Origin of the sequence: Aquabacterium sp., assembly GCF_021768455.1 — a bacterium.
GTDB lineage: Bacteria > Pseudomonadota > Gammaproteobacteria > Burkholderiales > Burkholderiaceae_C > Aquabacterium.
In genome coordinates this window covers 13892-29767 of record NZ_JAIZVX010000034.1, presented here as the reverse complement: position 1 = coordinate 29767, position 15876 = coordinate 13892, and the positions used below count along the sequence as shown (strand labels likewise).

The 15876-nt window shown below is 68.9% G+C and carries 15 protein-coding genes; 13 read left to right on the top strand and 2 right to left on the bottom strand.

The window, feature by feature from the left end; all coding sequences use genetic code 11:
* The 4 genes from QZ994_RS06835 to QZ994_RS06820 all read left to right on the top strand — a co-directional run.
* Positions 1-218 (top strand): Rieske 2Fe-2S domain-containing protein (locus QZ994_RS06835; RefSeq protein WP_290870069.1); only part of this gene is annotated, 218 nt, incomplete at its 5' end.
* 43 nt (positions 219-261) lie between these two features.
* Entirely contained in the window at positions 262-624 is a 363-nt protein-coding gene (locus QZ994_RS06830) for a hypothetical protein (RefSeq protein WP_290870065.1), read from the top strand.
* A 96-nt stretch (positions 625-720) separates the two neighbouring features.
* A complete protein-coding gene (locus QZ994_RS06825; RefSeq protein ID WP_290870062.1) occupies positions 721-1494 on the top strand; it encodes a TerC family protein in 774 nt (257 codons plus the stop codon).
* Between the two features lie 73 nt (positions 1495-1567).
* Positions 1568-2260 (top strand): Bax inhibitor-1/YccA family protein, encoded by a 693-nt coding sequence (locus tag QZ994_RS06820; protein ID WP_290870059.1) that lies wholly within the window; start codon positions 1568-1570, stop codon positions 2258-2260.
* 11 nt (positions 2261-2271) lie between these two features.
* On the opposite strand, the gene QZ994_RS06815 is transcribed toward QZ994_RS06820, so the two are convergent.
* Together QZ994_RS06815 and QZ994_RS06810 are read right to left on the bottom strand one after the other, a co-directional pair.
* Positions 2272-3294 carry a xylose isomerase gene (locus tag QZ994_RS06815; protein ID WP_290870056.1) on the bottom strand — a complete coding sequence of 341 codons (1023 nt, stop codon included), beginning with the start codon at positions 3292-3294 and terminating at the stop codon, positions 2272-2274.
* Positions 3295-3305: 11 nt separating this feature from the next.
* On the bottom strand, positions 3306-4583 hold the full coding sequence (locus QZ994_RS06810; RefSeq protein WP_290870053.1) for an FAD-dependent oxidoreductase: 1278 nt from the start codon (positions 4581-4583) through the stop codon (positions 3306-3308).
* Between the two features lie 202 nt (positions 4584-4785).
* Between QZ994_RS06810 and QZ994_RS06805 the strand changes: the two genes are divergently transcribed.
* From QZ994_RS06805 to QZ994_RS06765, 9 genes are all read left to right on the top strand, one after another.
* The gene (locus tag QZ994_RS06805; RefSeq protein WP_290870050.1) at positions 4786-5661 is read left to right on the top strand and encodes a MurR/RpiR family transcriptional regulator; all 876 of its coding nucleotides are present in this window, start codon (positions 4786-4788) and stop codon (positions 5659-5661) included.
* Positions 5658-6644, top strand: a complete 987-nt coding sequence (gene iolG / locus QZ994_RS06800; protein ID WP_290870047.1) for an inositol 2-dehydrogenase — start codon at positions 5658-5660, stop codon at positions 6642-6644. The genes QZ994_RS06805 and iolG overlap by 4 nt, the downstream gene beginning before the upstream one ends.
* A 23-nt stretch (positions 6645-6667) precedes the next feature.
* The gene (locus QZ994_RS06795) at positions 6668-7705 is read left to right on the top strand and encodes a Gfo/Idh/MocA family oxidoreductase (RefSeq protein WP_290870044.1); all 1038 of its coding nucleotides are present in this window, start codon (positions 6668-6670) and stop codon (positions 7703-7705) included.
* Between the two features lie 50 nt (positions 7706-7755).
* Complete coding sequence (locus tag QZ994_RS06790; RefSeq protein WP_290870041.1) at positions 7756-9276, top strand: CoA-acylating methylmalonate-semialdehyde dehydrogenase; 1521 nt, start codon at positions 7756-7758, stop codon at positions 9274-9276.
* A gap of 139 nt (positions 9277-9415) precedes the next feature.
* Entirely contained in the window at positions 9416-10240 is an 825-nt protein-coding gene (locus QZ994_RS06785; protein WP_290870037.1) for an SDR family NAD(P)-dependent oxidoreductase, read from the top strand.
* Positions 10241-10363: 123 nt separating this feature from the next.
* The gene (locus QZ994_RS06780; RefSeq protein WP_290870034.1) at positions 10364-11971 is read left to right on the top strand and encodes a carboxyl transferase domain-containing protein; all 1608 of its coding nucleotides are present in this window, start codon (positions 10364-10366) and stop codon (positions 11969-11971) included.
* A gap of 25 nt (positions 11972-11996) precedes the next feature.
* On the top strand, positions 11997-12797 hold the full coding sequence (locus tag QZ994_RS06775; protein ID WP_290870031.1) for an enoyl-CoA hydratase/isomerase family protein: 801 nt from the start codon (positions 11997-11999) through the stop codon (positions 12795-12797).
* A gap of 31 nt (positions 12798-12828) precedes the next feature.
* Complete coding sequence (locus tag QZ994_RS06770) at positions 12829-14910, top strand: biotin carboxylase N-terminal domain-containing protein (RefSeq protein WP_290870028.1); 2082 nt, start codon at positions 12829-12831, stop codon at positions 14908-14910.
* Positions 14907-15845 (top strand): hydroxymethylglutaryl-CoA lyase, encoded by a 939-nt coding sequence (locus tag QZ994_RS06765; protein ID WP_290870025.1) that lies wholly within the window; start codon positions 14907-14909, stop codon positions 15843-15845. The genes QZ994_RS06770 and QZ994_RS06765 overlap by 4 nt, the downstream gene beginning before the upstream one ends.
* Positions 15846-15876: the final 31 nt, after the last annotated feature.

Sequence of the window (15876 nt, the reverse complement as noted above, 5' to 3'; positions counted from 1 at the left end):
CCGCGCACGCCGAGGTGTACGCCACCGACGGCCTGTGCACCCACGAACAGGTGCACCTGTGCGATGGCCTGGTCATGGACCACGTGCTGGAGTGCCCCAAGCACAACGGCCGTTTCGACATCCGCAACGGCAAGGCCCTGGGCGCCCCCGTCTGCGTGAACCTCGCCACCTACCCCACCAAGGTGGAGGGGCGCGTGATCTACATCCAGGCGGTCTGAGTTCACACACCCGGGGCGCCCCCGCTGGTAGACTTGGGTCACCATGTCCCGCTGGCTCCTGGCCCTGTGCGCCTTTTTCACCCTGATCACCGGCTCGGTGCTGTCTTCTGACGGCCCGGGCCATTCGGCGTGGCAGGCGGTTGCGGGCGAGGCCGTGGCCTGGGTCGACGCTGCCGCCCGGGGCGATGTGCCCAGCGAAGCTCAGGGCGCCCCAGACGCCCCGGACCAGCTCGGCCAGGCCGACACCTCGGCCCACGCCGAGGGAGAGCATGAACACACGGCGATGCTGCCCCCGCAGCCGCTGCGCACCGCGACACCCACTGGCGTGAGCAGGCCTTGCGGCCTGAGCGACACCACCCTGCTGGCGCCCTGCCTGGCCGGGCTCCTGCGGCCACCACGCGCCTGATCCGCCCTTGCCCGGCACTGGCCGCGGCACCCCGATCAGCCCGCCCTGCGCGCCCGTGCACCCGTTCTTTCGCTCAGCCCCACCGGGGCCTTCTCCATGGACTTCCTCCTCGACCCCCAGATCTGGATCGCCTTTGCGATGCTCGCCGCCCTGGAAATCGTCCTCGGCATCGACAACATCATCTTCATCTCCATCCTCGTCGGGCGCCTGCCGGCCGAGGTCCGTGACAAGGCCCGCCGACTCGGCCTGGGCTTTGCCATGGTCTCTCGCCTGGCGCTGCTGTTCTCGCTGAGCTGGGTGATGGGCCTGACCACCGACCTCTTCCACGTGGCAGGCCAGGGCATCAGCGGGCGCGACCTCGTGCTGCTGCTCGGCGGCCTGTTCCTGCTCTACAAGGCCTCGCACGAAATCTTTGTCGAGGTCGAAGCCCGTGAAGAAGACGGCCCGCCCGCAGCCGACCCGGCCGTCGTCAAGGCCGCTGGCAGCCGTCTGTTCTGGGCCACGATCGGCCAGATCGCCGTGATCGACATCGTCTTTTCGCTCGACTCGGTGATCACCGCGGTCGGCATGGTCGACCAGATCGGGGTGATGGTGGCGGCCGTGATCGCCTCTGTGGGCGTGATGCTGTTTGCCGCCAAGCCGATCGGCGACTTTGTCGACGCCCACCCTTCCGTCAAGGTGCTGGCCCTGGCCTTCCTGGTGATGGTGGGCATGGCCCTGACGGCCGAGGCCTTCGACGCGCACGTGCCCAAGGGCTATCTGTACGCGGCCATGACCTTCTCGCTGGTGGTGGAGGCGCTCAACATCCGCGCCCGCGCCAAGCGCAAGAAACTCGCGGCCGAGGCGGGCCATGTCACGCAAACCGCCTGAGGCCGAACCGAGCCCTTGCGTTCCGACTTCACCGTCCCCATATCCGTTTTCACACTCTCACGAGGAGTTCCACATGAACCAGACCTACCACGACCTTTCCGCCTACGCGGCCCCGCTCTCGAGCGCCGAACGCAACCGCGTGCTGCGCAACACCTATTGGCTTCTGGCCCTGTCGATGATCCCGACGGTGGCCGGTGCCTGGCTGGGCCTGGCGACGGGCATCTCGCGCGCCATGTCGCCCATGGTCGGCCTGATCGTGTTCATGGCCGGCTCGTTCGGCTTCATGTTCGCCATCGAGAAGACCAAAAACTCGGCCGCCGGTGTGCCCGTGCTGCTGGGCTTCACCTTCTTCATGGGTGTGATGCTGTCGCGCCTGGTGGGCATGGTGCTGGGCCTGAACAATGGTGCGAGCCTGATCATGACAGCCTTCGCCGGCACGGGCGCCATCTTCCTGGGCATGGCCACGCTGTCCAGCGTGATCAAACGTGACCTGTCGAACATGGGCAAGTTCCTGTTCGTGGGCATGATCATGCTGCTGGTGGCCGGCATCGCCAACATCTTCATCCAGTCCAGCGCCCTGATGATCACCCTGTCGGTGCTGGCGATCGGCATCTTCTCGGCCTTCATCCTGCACGACCTCAAGCGCGTTCAGGATGGCTACGAGACGAACTACATCACGGCCACCCTGGGCGTCTACCTGAGCCTTTACAACGTGTTCCAGTCGCTGCTGTCGATCCTGGGCATCATGGGTTCGAACGACGACTGATCGCCACCGGATCAGGCCGCTTGCGCTGCGGTGCAGGCGGCCTGCCAGGCCTCGCGCAGCCAATGCGCGCAAGCCACGTTCTGGTCGAAGATGCTGTAGCGCGCCCCACCGCCATAGTCGGCAAAGGGGATGAACTCACAGCTGATCTGGCTCACCGGGCAAGCCGGGTGCCGGGCCTTGAAGGCCAGCAACTGCTGCACGGCCTGCTTCCAGGGGCGCAACTCGGCTTCGTCCCAGGGCTGGTGATAGCTGCCCTCGGGTGGACGCACCAACGGGTACTGCACACCCCGCCCCGGCCGGCCATCGCCCCGCTGCATCAGCGGGTTGGGCCGCCCGGACGTCTGCACGCTGCGGGCGTGGGCATGGGCCACCCACCCTTCCCTCAACCACATCGCATAGACCGGCTCGGAGGCCGCATCCGGGGCCAGCGTCAGCCTGCCTGCGGCCACGTCTTCGGCCATGCCCCCGGCGTCCAGTTCCTGCGGTGATCCGATCTTGTAGATCAGGTGCGAGTGGTCCAGCGTGAGGCGCAAGACCACATTCTGTCGGGCCAGCAAAGCGGCCACGCGTTCGATGCGGCGGAAGTCCTCGCTCCACATGTCGATGTGGACTTCGAAGCTGGGCAGGCAGCCGTGGACCAGGCCCCGGTCCATCGCCATGAGGAACTGGTTGGCCACCTCCTGATCGCTCAGGGCGTGGCCGTCGGCATGGCGGGCAAAGAGTTGCATGTTGAAGACCTGGGCACCCAGGCGCCCGGCGAGCAGGATCTCCTCGGCCAGTCGGCGCTCGTCCCGGCCCGCCATGTAGATGCCGCCCATCACCTGCATCGGCAGGCCATGCTGCGCGGCCAATTCGGGGTAGGGCCCGAAGTCTTCGGCCGGGTTGAAGTTCTTCTCGATGTAGGCAAAGGCACCGGATGCGGCCACGCGGGCAAAGCGCTCGGCCGGGGTGGGCCACGGCAGGCCATCGTGCTCGAGCACCCCATCGATGTTGATGCCGATGGGCAGGGTGGGAAGGGTGTTCTGCAGGGTCATGGGCACCTTCATCAGGCAGCAAGGGCCGCGGTGGAGGGGGCGGGAGCCGAGAGCAGACCCTTGAGCTTGACGCCCGGGTCGGCGAGATCGGCCGCATGCAGGCGCAGGCGGCGCTCCACCAGGGTGCGCGCCAGCTTGAGCTCCTTGTTGACGAGGCTGGCCGGGCCAAAGCCGCAGGCCCCCACGAGCTGGCCACTGGCGTCCAGGTAGAAGCGCATTTCGGCCGAATCACCCAGGGGGCGCACGGCCTCCTGCACACCCAGGGCTGGCTCGCCACTGACTTGCAGGGTGTGGTCGTACTGATCCGACCAGAACCAGGGCAAGGCCTCGCAGGCCTGTTGCCCCCCCAGCATGTTGGCAGCGGCCACGGCAGCCTGGGCTTCGGCGTTCTGCCAGGTCTCCTGGCGCTGAGGGCGCCCCGAAAGCACGCTCGGCGCCTCGGCCACGTCGCCCGCGGCATAGATGAAGGGCTCGCTGGACCGCAGATGGGCGTCGACCACGATGCCTTGCGTCTGCGCACCGATGGCGAGGCCGGCCGCTCGCGCCAGCTGCACCGCCGGCGTGATGCCGATGCCCACCACCACGGTGTCGGCCATCAGGAGCCCGCCGTCGAGCAGGCGCACGGCGATGCGCCCATTGACGGCGGTGAAGGACTCGGGGCCACTGCCCAGGCGCAGGTCGACCCCATGCTGGCGATGCAGGGCCGCCACACGTTCACCCAGGGCCGCTGGCACGGCTCGGCCCAGCAGACGGGGTGCGCCCTCCAGCAGCGTGACGTCGCAGCCGCGCTCGCGGGCCGAGGCCGCCACCTCCAGGCCGATGAAGCCGCCGCCCACCACCACCAGGCGCTGGCCCGGCTTCAGGCGAGGCTGCAGGGCCAGGGCATCGGACAGGGTGCGCAGGGTGTGAACGCCCGGCAGGTCGGCGCCCGGCAAGGACAGCGTGCGAGGCTGGCCACCCGTGGCCAGCAGCAGGGCCTCGTAGGCGATGTGCTCACCCCCCTGCAGGATCACGCTGCGCTGGCGAGGCTGGATGGCGGTGACGCTCTGGCCCAGTTTGAGGGTGATGCCCTGCTCGGCGTACTGCGCCGGGGTGGCCAGCAGGCAGGACTCGGGCGACTGTGCGCCGGTCAGCACGGCTTTGGACAGCGGGGGCCGCTCGCAGGGCGCATGCGGCTCCTGCCCGATCAGCACGATGGGCCCGGCCCACCCGCCAGCGCGCAGGGCCAGCGCGGCCCGGCCGCCCACATGCCCTGCCCCCACGATCACCATCGCCCGGGTTTCGCTCATGCCAGTCTCCGATCTCTTGTGTTGTGCGCCACGTCTGCTCGCCACCATGGCAAGCCCCTGCGCGGGCTGGATCAGATTCTAGGAAGGCTGTGGCGCGTTTGCAAATTGTTTTCTGTTTTGCAAGCATAGGGGAAACCCGTTTTCATTTTCAGGCATCCCTGCCTACAATGAACCCGTCGACACCTGTTTCCCGCTTTCCACCATGCCTGCCATGCCACCCGCCAACGTCGAGCAACTGCTCAAGGCCATCTCCAGCGAATTCGACACCCTGAGCAAGCAGCTCAAGGTGATCGCCCGCTATGTGGAGGCCCACCGCGATCACCTGGGCCTCGAAGGCATCCAGGACGTGGCCGCCGCTTGCGACGTGCAGCCTTCGGCGGTGGTGCGCTTTGCCAAGCACTTCGGATTCTCCGGCTTTTCAGAGATGCAAAAGCTGTTCCGCGAAGTCATTTCCAAGCAGATCTCGCCAGGCCGCAGCTACAAGGCCCGCATCCGCGATGTGATCGAGTCCGGTGCCGGCACGCTCACCAGCGCGGCCATTGCCCACGAGTTCCTGGCCGGCAGCATCGCCGGCATGCAGGAGCTGCAGGACGGGCTGGACGCCGTCGCCTTCAAGAAGGCTGTGGACCTGCTGGCCGGCGCCAACGACATCTGGCTGATCGGTTCACGCCGCTCCTTCGCCGCCACCGTCTACCTCGACTACGCGCTGCAGCACACAGACAAGCGCATCCACCTGGTCTCGGCCCTGGGCTCCATGCACGAAGGCCAGGCCCGCGCCGTGCGCCCAGGCGATGTGGCCCTTGCCATCTCTTTTGCCCCCTATGCCGAAGAGACGCAAACCGTGGCCATGGCCGCGGTGGAACGCGGCGCCAAGTTGATCGCCATCACCGACAGCCGCATGAGCCCGCTCGCGAAAGACGCCAAGGCCCTGCTGCTGGTGCAGGAAAGCTCGGTGCTTGGCTTCCGTTCCCTCACCTCGACGATGAGCCTGGCGCAGAGCCTGTTCATCGCCCTGGCCTACCGCCTGGAGCTGGCCTACCAGCCCACCACCACCCAACGAACCAAGACCTCAGCATGAAAAACGTTGCCATCTTCGGTGCCGGCCGCATCGGCGCCATCCACGCCACCAACGTCGCCGCCCTGCCGGGCGTGAAGCTCGTCGCCGTGAGCGATCCGGTGGCCGCAGCCGCCGATGCCCTGGCGACCAAACTGGGTGCCCAGGTTCGCTCGGTGGAAGAAATCCTGGCCGACCGCAGCATCGAAGTGGTGCTGATCGGCTCGCCCACCAGCACCCACTCCGACCTGATCCTGCGCTCGGCCGCCGCCGGCAAGCAGATCTTCTGCGAGAAGCCGGTCGACCTGTCGGTGCCCCGCGCCGAAGAGTGCCAACGCGCGGTGGAAGCCGCTGGCGTGGCCTGCATGATCGGCTTCCAGCGCCGCTTCGACCCGACCTTCAACGCCGCCAAGGAGCGCCTGGACCGTGGCGAAATCGGCGTGGCCGAGATGCTGGTGATCACGAGCCGCGACCCTGGCGCTCCGCCGGCCGAGTACATCAAGCAGTCCGGCGGCATCTTCCGCGACATGCTGATCCACGACTTCGACGTCTTCCGCTGGATCATGGGCGACGAAGCCGCCACCCTGCACGCCACCGGCTCGGTGCTGACCGATCCCGCCGTGGGCCAGGCCGGCGACCTCGACAGCACCATCGTCAACATCCGCACCAGCAAGGGTCTGCTCTGCCAGATCAACACCACGCGCCGCGCCGCCTACGGTTACGACCAGCGCTTTGAAGTGCTGGGCTCGCAAGGCCTGCTGGCGTGCGGCAACCACAAGCCGACCGAGGTGGTCGCCTGGGGCCCGAATGGCATCAGCCAGGACAAGCCCGAAGCCTTCTTCCTGCAGCGCTACCGCGACGCCTACCGCCTCGAGCTGGAGCACTTCTTTGCTCGCCTGCAAGACGGCGGCAAGTTCCGCACCACCATCGCCGACGGCGTGGCCGCGCAAAAACTGTCGGACGCTGCGGCCCGCTCAGCCGAGACCGGCGAAATCATCCGCTTCTGAGTGCCCCACAACCGAGTCTGACCATGCCCACACCCACCGCTTCCAGCAAACCCCTGCGCGTCGGCATCGCCGGCCTGGGCCGACTCGGCCTGCGCCATGCAGAGAACCTCGCGTTCCGCCTGCGCCACTGCCAGCTGGTGGCGGCCTGCAGCCCGGTCGAGGCCGAACGCAGCACCGCCCGTGAGCACCTGGGCGTGGGCCTGGTGTTCGACTCGCTCGAGGCCATGCTGCAAGGTGCCGACCTCGACGCGGTCGTGCTGGTCACGCCCACCTCGCTGCATGCCGACCAGGCCATCGCGGTGCTGGAAGCGGGCAAGCACGTCTTCATCGAAAAGCCCCTGGCGCTGAACGTGGAAGACTGCGAACGCGTGGAAGCCGTGAAGGCCCGCCACCCAGGCCTTACGGCCATGGTGGGCTTCGTGCGCCGCTTCGACCCCAGCTACGCCAACGCCTTCGACAGCATCCAGGCCAACGCCGTGGGCAAGCCCTTCCTGGTGCGCTCGCAAACGGCCGACCAGTACAGCCCTGACGGCTTCTTCGTTCGCTTTGCGGGCACCTCGGGCGGCATCTTCATGGACTGCAGCGTGCATGACATCGACCTGGCGCGCTGGATGCTGGGCTCGCCCAAAGCGGTGCGGGCCTTTGCGACCGGCACCATCGCCTGCCACCCCGATCTGGCGCAACACAAGGACGTGGACAACGGCCTGGCCATCGTCGAGTTCGAAGGCGGCGCCCGTGCGGTGCTCTATGCCTCGCGCACCTTCGCGCATGGCCACGAGACGCAGACCGAGGTCATCGGCACCCAGGGCCAGCTCCAGGTGGGCGCCGGGGCGGCACGCGACCGCGTCGTCTACTCGGACACCCACGGCGTGCGACACCTGGCCGTCAAGGACTTCTTCGAGCGTTTCGAAGCCGCCTTCCAGCTGGAGATGCAGGCCTTTGTCGACAGCTGCCTGGGCCTGCGCACCTGCCCCCTCACCCTGCAAGACGCCACCGCGGCCACCCGCATTGGCCTGGCCATCACGCGCTCGCTGCACAGCGGCCAGCCTGAGGCGGTCTGAGCCACGGCTCACCGCCCTCTTCACCCCATCCTGATCCTCCGGAGCCCCCGATGAGTCAACCCCAGTTCTACACCGACCGCCAGGACATTGGCCACCACATCAACGGTGAGGTGGTCACGCCTGCCGGCTCGCGTTTCAGCGAGGTCTTCAACCCCGCCACCGGTGCCGCCGCCCGCCGCGTGGCCCTGGCCGAATCGGCCGAGGTGAACGCCGCCGTGGCCGCCGCCCAAGCCGCCTTCCCGGCCTGGGCCGATGCGCCCCCCCTGCGCCGCGCCCGCGTGATGTTCAACTTCCTCGCCCTGCTCAACCAGCACAAGGACGAGCTGGCCGCCATCATCACCAGCGAGCACGGCAAGGTCTTCACCGATGCGCAAGGTGAAGTAGCTCGGGGCATCGACATCGTCGAGTTCGCCTGCGGCATCCCGCAGCTGCTCAAGGGTGACTACACCGAGCAGGTCTCCACCGGCATCGACAACTGGACGCTGCGCCAGCCCCTGGGCGTGGTCGCCGGCGTGACGCCCTTCAACTTCCCCGTGATGGTGCCGTGCTGGATGTTCCCGGTGGCGATTGCCGCGGGCAACACCTTCGTGCTCAAGCCCTCGCCCACCGATCCCTCGGCCTCGCTGTTCATGGCGAAGCTGCTGGAGCTGGCCGGCCTGCCCAAGGGTGTGTTCAACGTGGTGCAAGGCGACAAGGTCGCGGTCGACGCGCTGCTGGAACACCCCGATGTGAAGGCGGTGAGCTTCGTGGGCTCGACCCCGATCGCCAACTACATCTACGAGCGCGGCGCCCACTTCGGCAAGCGCGTGCAGGCCCTGGGTGGCGCCAAGAACCACATGGTGGTGATGCCCGATGCCGACCTGGAGAAGACGGTCGATGCGCTGATCGGTGCGGCCTATGGCTCGGCCGGTGAGCGTTGCATGGCCATCTCGGTGGCCGTGCTGGTGGGCGATGTGGCCGACAAGATCATCCCCCTGCTGGTGGAGCGCTCGAAGCAGCTCAAGGTCACGACCGGCCTGGACCTGAATGCCGAGATGGGCCCCATCGTGACGCGTGCGGCGCAGGAGCGCATCACCGGCTACATCGATGCCGGCGTGGCAGAAGGGGCGAAGCTGCTGCACGATGGCCGTGGCTTCAAGTCGGCCGAACACCCGGAAGGCTTCTGGCTGGGCGGCACGCTGTTCGACCACGTCACGCCCGAGATGAAGATCTACAAGGAAGAGATCTTCGGCCCGGTGCTGAGCTGCGTGCGCGTGGCCGATTTCGGCCAGGCACTGCAGCTGATCAACGACCACGAGTTCGGCAACGGCGTCTCGCTGTTCACCCGCGACGGCAACATCGCCCGCGAGTTCGGCCGTCGTGTGCAGGTGGGCATGGTGGGCATCAACGTGCCCATCCCTGTGCCCATGGCCTGGCATGGGTTTGGTGGCTGGAAGAAGAGCCTGTTTGGCGACATGCACGCCTACGGCGAAGAAGGCGTTCGCTTCTACACCAAGCAAAAGAGCATCATGCAACGCTGGCCCGAGAGCATCAGCAAGGGCAACGAGTTCGTGATGCCCACGGCCAAGTAAGCCGTTTGCCGCACACGGTCATGCCTGGGCTCCGCCAGGCTTGATCCAGCGCAGCGCCAGGGGTCCGCCCGCTGGCGCTGCGTCGTTTCAGGTGCTAAAACACCTTGACGGCCTGCTGACGGGCCGCGAGGGGTGCGGCATGAAATTGGCTGACAGCGTGGTCCTCGTCACGGGCGGCAGCTCCGGTCTGGGTGCCGCGGCCGCCCTCATGGCCTGGGAGGCCGGTGCCCGCGTGATGCTGGCCGACCGCCAGCCCCCACCGGAAGACCACCCCTTGCGCCAGCTGGACGCCTCCGGCGAGCGCTGGCACTGGCAGGCCACCGACGTGGCCGACGACACCCAGGGCGCGGCCGCCGTCTACACCACGCAAGACCGCTTTGGCCGACTCGACGTGCTGCTCCATGCCGCCGGGCTGGCCTTTGCGGAAAAGCTCCATGGTCGCGAAGGCCCGCACCAGCTCGCCACCTTCCGCAAGGTGATGGAGGTGAACCTGCTCGGCAGCTTCAACATGATGCGCCTGGTCGTGCCGGCGATGCTGGCCTCCCCCCGCCGAGCGCCGCCGCCAGGCGCCGACCTCACCGCAGACAGCTCAGGTGCCCCACCGCCCACCTGCCGTGGCGTGATCATCCAGACGGCCTCGATCGCGGCCTTCGATGGGCAGATGGGCCAGGTGGCCTATGCGGCCTCCAAAGGCGGTGTGGCGGCCATGACCCTGCCGGCAGCCCGCGACCTGGCGCGCGACCACATCCGCGTGATGACCATCGCCCCGGGGGTGTTCGACACCCCCCTGATGCGCGGCCTGCCCGACACGGCCCGCCAGACCCTGGAGGCCAGCGTGCCGCAACCGGCTCGCCTGGGCCACCCGCACGAGTACGCGGCACTGGTGCGCCACATCATCGAAAACGATTACCTCAATGGCGAGGTGATTCGCCTGGATGGCGCGCTGCGCATGGGGCCACGCTGAGCAGGCTTGGCCCCCGCGCCAACACGGCGCCTGTGCAGGTTGCCCGCGAGAGGCGGGTTGTCGGCGTAAACCCCCTCTTGCTCGCGCACAGGCCGGCGCATGATGAACGCGAGGTGAGCCCACATGCCTGTGATCGCAACCCAGCTTCAACCGCGCAGCGAAGCCTTTGCCGCCAACGCCCGCGCCATGCGGGCCCTGGTCGACGAACTCGAGGCCCAGCTGGCCCGTGTCGCCCAAGGCGGCGGTGAAGGCCCCCGCGCCAAACATGTGGCCCGCGGCAAGCTGCTGCCCCGCGAGCGCATCGACACCCTGCTTGATCCGGGCTCGCCCTTTCTGGAGATCGCGCCCCTGGCGGCCCTGAACCTCTACGACAACGCGGCACCGGGCGCCGGGCTGATCACCGGCATCGGCCGCATCGCGGGCGTGGAGTGCATGGTGGTGTGCAACGACGCGACCGTGAAAGGCGGCACCTACTACCCGCTGACCGTGAAGAAGCACCTGCGGGCACAGGAAATCGCGCAGGCCAACCACCTGCCCTGCGTCTACCTGGTGGACTCGGGCGGCGCCCACCTGCCCCACCAGGACGAGGTCTTCCCCGACCGCGACCACTTCGGCCGCATCTTCTACAACCAGGCGCAGATGAGCGCCCAGGGCATCCCGCAGATCGCCGTGGTGATGGGCTCGTGCACCGCGGGCGGGGCCTATGTGCCGGCCATGAGCGACGAGGCCATCATCGTGCAGGACCAGGGCACCATCTTCCTGGGCGGCCCCCCGCTGGTGAAGGCCGCCACCGGGGAAGACGTGAGCGCCGAAGCGCTGGGTGGGGGCGATGTGCACACCCGCCTCTCGGGTGTGGCCGACCACCTGGCACGCGACGATGCCCATGCCTTGGCCCTGGCCCGCCAGTGCGTGGCCGCGCTGAACCGCCGCAAGCCTGCGCCGCTGGCCTTGCAGCCACCACGCCCGCCGCTGTACGACGAGGCCGAGCTGATGGGCCTGGTGCCGGTCGATGCACGCAAGCCCTTTGCCGCCCACGAGCTGATCGCCCGCCTGGTCGATGGCTCGGCGTTCGACGAATTCAAGGCCCGCTACGGCAGCACCCTGGTCTGTGGCTTTGCCCACATCGAGGGCATGCCCGTGGGCATCCTGGCCAACGATGGCATCCTCTTTGCCGAAAGCGCCAACAAGGGCGCGCACTTCATCGAACTCTGCTGCCAGCGCGGCATCCCCCTGGTCTTCCTGCAGAACATCACCGGCTTCATGGTGGGACGCAAGGCCGAGCACGAGGGCATCGCCAAGGCCGGAGCCCGGCTGGTGACGGCCGTGTCCTGCGCCGCCGTGCCCAAGTTCACCGTGGTGGTGGGCGGCTCGTTTGGGGCGGGCAACTACGGCATGTGCGGTCGGGCCTTCGACCCGCGCTTCCTCTGGATGTGGCCCAACGCCCGCATCAGCGTGATGGGCGGCGAGCAGGCGGCCAGCGTGCTGGCCACCGTGAAGCGCGATGGCATCGAGGCCCAGGGCGGAACCTGGTCTGCGGCCGAGGAGGCCGATTTCAAGGCCCCCCTGCGCGCGCAGTACGAAACCCAGGGCCACCCCTTCTACGCCACCGCCCGACTCTGGGACGATGGCCTGATCCGCCCCACCGACACCCGCCGCGTGCTGGCCCTGGGCCTGAGCGCCAGCCTGAACGCCCCCATCCCGCCCACACGCTTTGGCGTCTTCCGCCTGTGAGCCCTTCGCCGCAAAGGAGCAGACCATGTCCACCCCCTGCGTCGCCATCGAACACGAAGGCCCTGTCGCCCGCGTCTGGCTGCAGCGCCCGGAGGTGCGCAACGCCTTTGACGCGGCCACCATCGCCGCGCTGACCGATGCCTTCGCCACACTGGCTCAGGACCTGAGCCTGAGGGCGATCGTGCTGGGCGCCCGTGGCCCCAGCTTTTGCGCCGGGGCCGATTTGCAGTGGATGCGAGAGGCCGCCGACCAGGACTGGGACGAGAACCACCGAGACGCCGCCCGCCTGGCCCACATGCTCTGGACCCTGGCCAGCTGCCCCATGCCCGTGCTGGCGCGCGTGCAAGGCGATTGCCACGGGGGCGGCGTGGGCCTGGTGGCCTGCTGCGACATCGTGGTGGCCAGCCAGGGCGTGGGCTTTGCGCTCAGCGAGGCGCGCCTGGGCCTGATCCCCGCCACCATCAGCCCCTATGTGATCCAGGCCATGGGTGAACGGGCGGCGCGGCGCTATTTCCTCACCGCCGAGCGCTTCGAGGCCGAGCGTGCGCAGGACCTGGGCCTGGTGCACGAGGTCTGCGCACCCGAGGCACTCGACGACACCGTCAACGCCTTGCTGCAGCGCATCCTGGCCAATGGGCCCATGGCCGTGCGCGCCTGCAAGCAGCTGGTCAAGGAGGTGGCCCACCTGCCCCTGAACCGAGAGCTGCGCGAACTCACCGCCCGGCGGATTGCGGACGTGCGCGCCAGCGACGAAGGCCGCGAAGGCCTGCGGGCCTTCCTGGCCCGGGCGCAACCGGCATGGCAAGTCGGCCTCGGATCCGAGTGAGCCCGGACAACGTCCCCGGAGAAAGGCCCCCATGTTCCACACCCTCCTGATCGCCAACCGTGGTGAAGTGGCCTGCCGCATCGCGGCCACCGCGCGGCGCCTGGGCGTGCGCACCGTGGCCGTGTACTCGGACGCCGATGCCGACGCCGCCCATGTGCAGGCCTGCGACCAGGCGGTGGCCATCGGCCCGGCGGCGGCCAGCGAGAGCTACCTGGTCATCCCCCGACTGATCGAAGCCGCCCTGGCCACGGGCGCCCAGGCCGTGCACCCCGGTTACGGCTTCCTGAGCGAGCACGCCGGCTTTGCCCAGGCCTGCCTGGACGCCGGGCTGGTCTTCGTCGGCCCACCTCCCTCGGCCATCGCGGCCATGGGCGACAAGGCCCAGGCCAAGGCGCTGATGGCGCAAGCGGGTGTGCCGGTGGTGCCGGGCTACCAGGGCGACGCGCAGGACGAGGCCACGCTGAGGCGGGAGGCCGAGCGCATCGGCTACCCGGTGCTGGTCAAGGCCGTGGCCGGTGGCGGCGGCAAGGGCATGCGGGCCGTGCACAGCCCGGCCGATTTCAGCGCGGCCCTGGCGGCCTGCCAGCGCGAAGCCCTGGCCAGCTTTGCCGACGCCCGCGTGCTGATCGAGCGCCTGGTGGCCCAGCCCCGCCACATTGAAGTCCAGGTCTTTGCCGACACGCACGGCCACATCGTTCACCTGTACGAGCGGGATTGCTCGGTCCAGCGCCGCCACCAGAAGGTGCTGGAGGAGGCGCCCGCCCCTGGCATGACACCCGAGCGGCGCGCGCCCCTGGTGCGGGCCGCGCTCACGGCGGCGCGGCAGGTGGGCTATGTGGGCGCAGGCACGGTGGAGTTCCTCTGCGAGCCCGATGGCCGCTTCTGGTTCATGGAGATGAACACCCGCCTGCAGGTCGAGCACCCGGTCACCGAGGCCATCACGGGACTGGACCTGGTGGAGTGGCAGTTGCGCGTGGCCGCGGGCGAGCCCCTGCCGCTCACGCAAGAACACATCCCCCTGCACGGCCACGCCGTGGAAGCGCGCCTGTGCGCCGAAGACCCGGACACCGGCTTCCTGCCCAGCACCGGCCGCCTCGGCCGCTGGCGCACCCCGATGGCATCGGCCTTTTCGCCCGGAGCCCTGCGGCTCGACAGCGGTGTGCGCGAGGGCGCCCCCATCTCGCCACACTACGACCCCATGGTGGCCAAGATGATCGCCTGGGCGCCCGACCGCGACACCGCCCTGCGCCGGCTCGACGCCGCCCTGGGGCAGACCCGTCTGGCCGGCGTGAAGCACAACATCGGCTTTGTGCGCCGCCTGCTGCGCTGCAGGGCCTTCGTCGAAGCCCGGCTGGACACGGCCCTGATCGAGCGCGAACACCATGCCCTGTTCGAGGCCACGCCCCCCGACGCCGCACCCGGCATCACGGAAGACACCCTGGCACTGCTGGCCTGCGTGGGCCGCATCCTGCAAGACGAGGCCCCCCTGCCCTCTGCCCTCTCAGCCAGCGCGGTCGACCCATGGCAACGCGCCCCCCACTGGCGCCTGCACGGTCAGGCCACCCGGCGCCTGAGCCTGGCCCACCGGGGCGCCGTGCATGCGCTGCGGCTGCGCCACCTGGGCGACACCCGCTGGCAGGTGCAGCACGGTGAACAGGCTTTCTGGCTGCGATGGCATCCCGCGTCCGGCCCCGCCGGTGAGCCCGACCGCATCGACCTCAGCCTGGCCGCCATGCCCGACACCGACCCCACATCGGCGCTGTCCCCACCCCAGGCCTTGCGCCTGACCCTGCACGTGGCACGGCAGGGCCTGCGCTGCGACGTGTTCACGCCCCACGGTCAGCACCCGATCGACCTCTGCGACCCACTGGCACCCCAACCCGGCGCCAACCCGGCCCTGGCCGGCGCGCTCACGGCCCGCATGCCCGGCCGTGTGATCGCCCTGCTCGTGCACAGCGGGCAACAGGTGAAGCAGGGCGAGCCCCTGGCCCTGACCGAAGCGATGAAAATGGAGCACACCCTCACGGCGCCGCGCGACGGCACCGTGTCCGAGCTCCTGTGCGCCGTGGGCGACCAGGTGGCCGAAGGCACCGAACTCCTGCGCATGGCATGAACACCCCCACCTCCACCTACCCCACCCACGTCACCCTGGTCGATGTCGGCCCCCGCGATGGCCTGCAGAACGAGGCACGCCCGGTGCCGGCCGCCGCCAAGATCGAACTGGTGCAACGCCTGCAGCACGCGGGCCTGCGCGAGATCGAGGTCACCAGCTTCGTCAGCCCCAAGTGGGTGCCACAGATGGCCGATGCCGCCTCGGTCATGGCCGCCATCCCGCGCCCAGCCGGTGTGCGCCACAGCGTGCTCACCCCCAACATGAAAGGCTTCGAAGCCGCCCTGGCCACGCGCCCTGACGAGGTCGTCATCTTCGCGGCCGCCAGCGAGGCCTTCAGCCAGCGCAACATCAACTGCTCCATCGCCGAGTCCATCGAGCGCTTCCGCCCCGTGGTGGCCGCGGCCCGTGCACACGGCATCAAGGTGCGCGCGGCCGTGTCCTGCGCCCTGGGCTGCCCCTATCAGGGCGAGGTGACGCCCGATGCGGTGGAAGACGTGGTGCAGCGCCTGCTGGACATCGGCAGCCAGCACATCGGCATCGCCGACACCATCGGCGTGGGCACCGCAGGCCAGGTGCAGGCCGTGATGGCCCGCGCCTTGAAGCATGTGCCCCTCCACGAACTCAGCGGCCACTTCCACGACACCTACGGACAGGCCCTGGCCAACATCCTCGCCAGCCTGCAGATGGGCGTGCACGTGTTCGACAGCAGCGTGGCCGGCCTGGGCGGCTGCCCCTACGCCAAGGGGGCCACAGGCAACGTGGCCACCGAAGACGTGGTCTACCTGCTGCACGGCCTGGGCATCCAGACCGGCATCGACCTCGACGCCCTGGTGGACGCAGGGGCCTTCATCTCGGGCGTCATCGGCCGCAAGCCGGTGTCGCGCGTGGCCCAGGCCCTGCTGTCCCGACGCACACCGCCCGCTGACACCCCATGACGGCTTAGCCCCCCCACCTCACGCAAGGAGC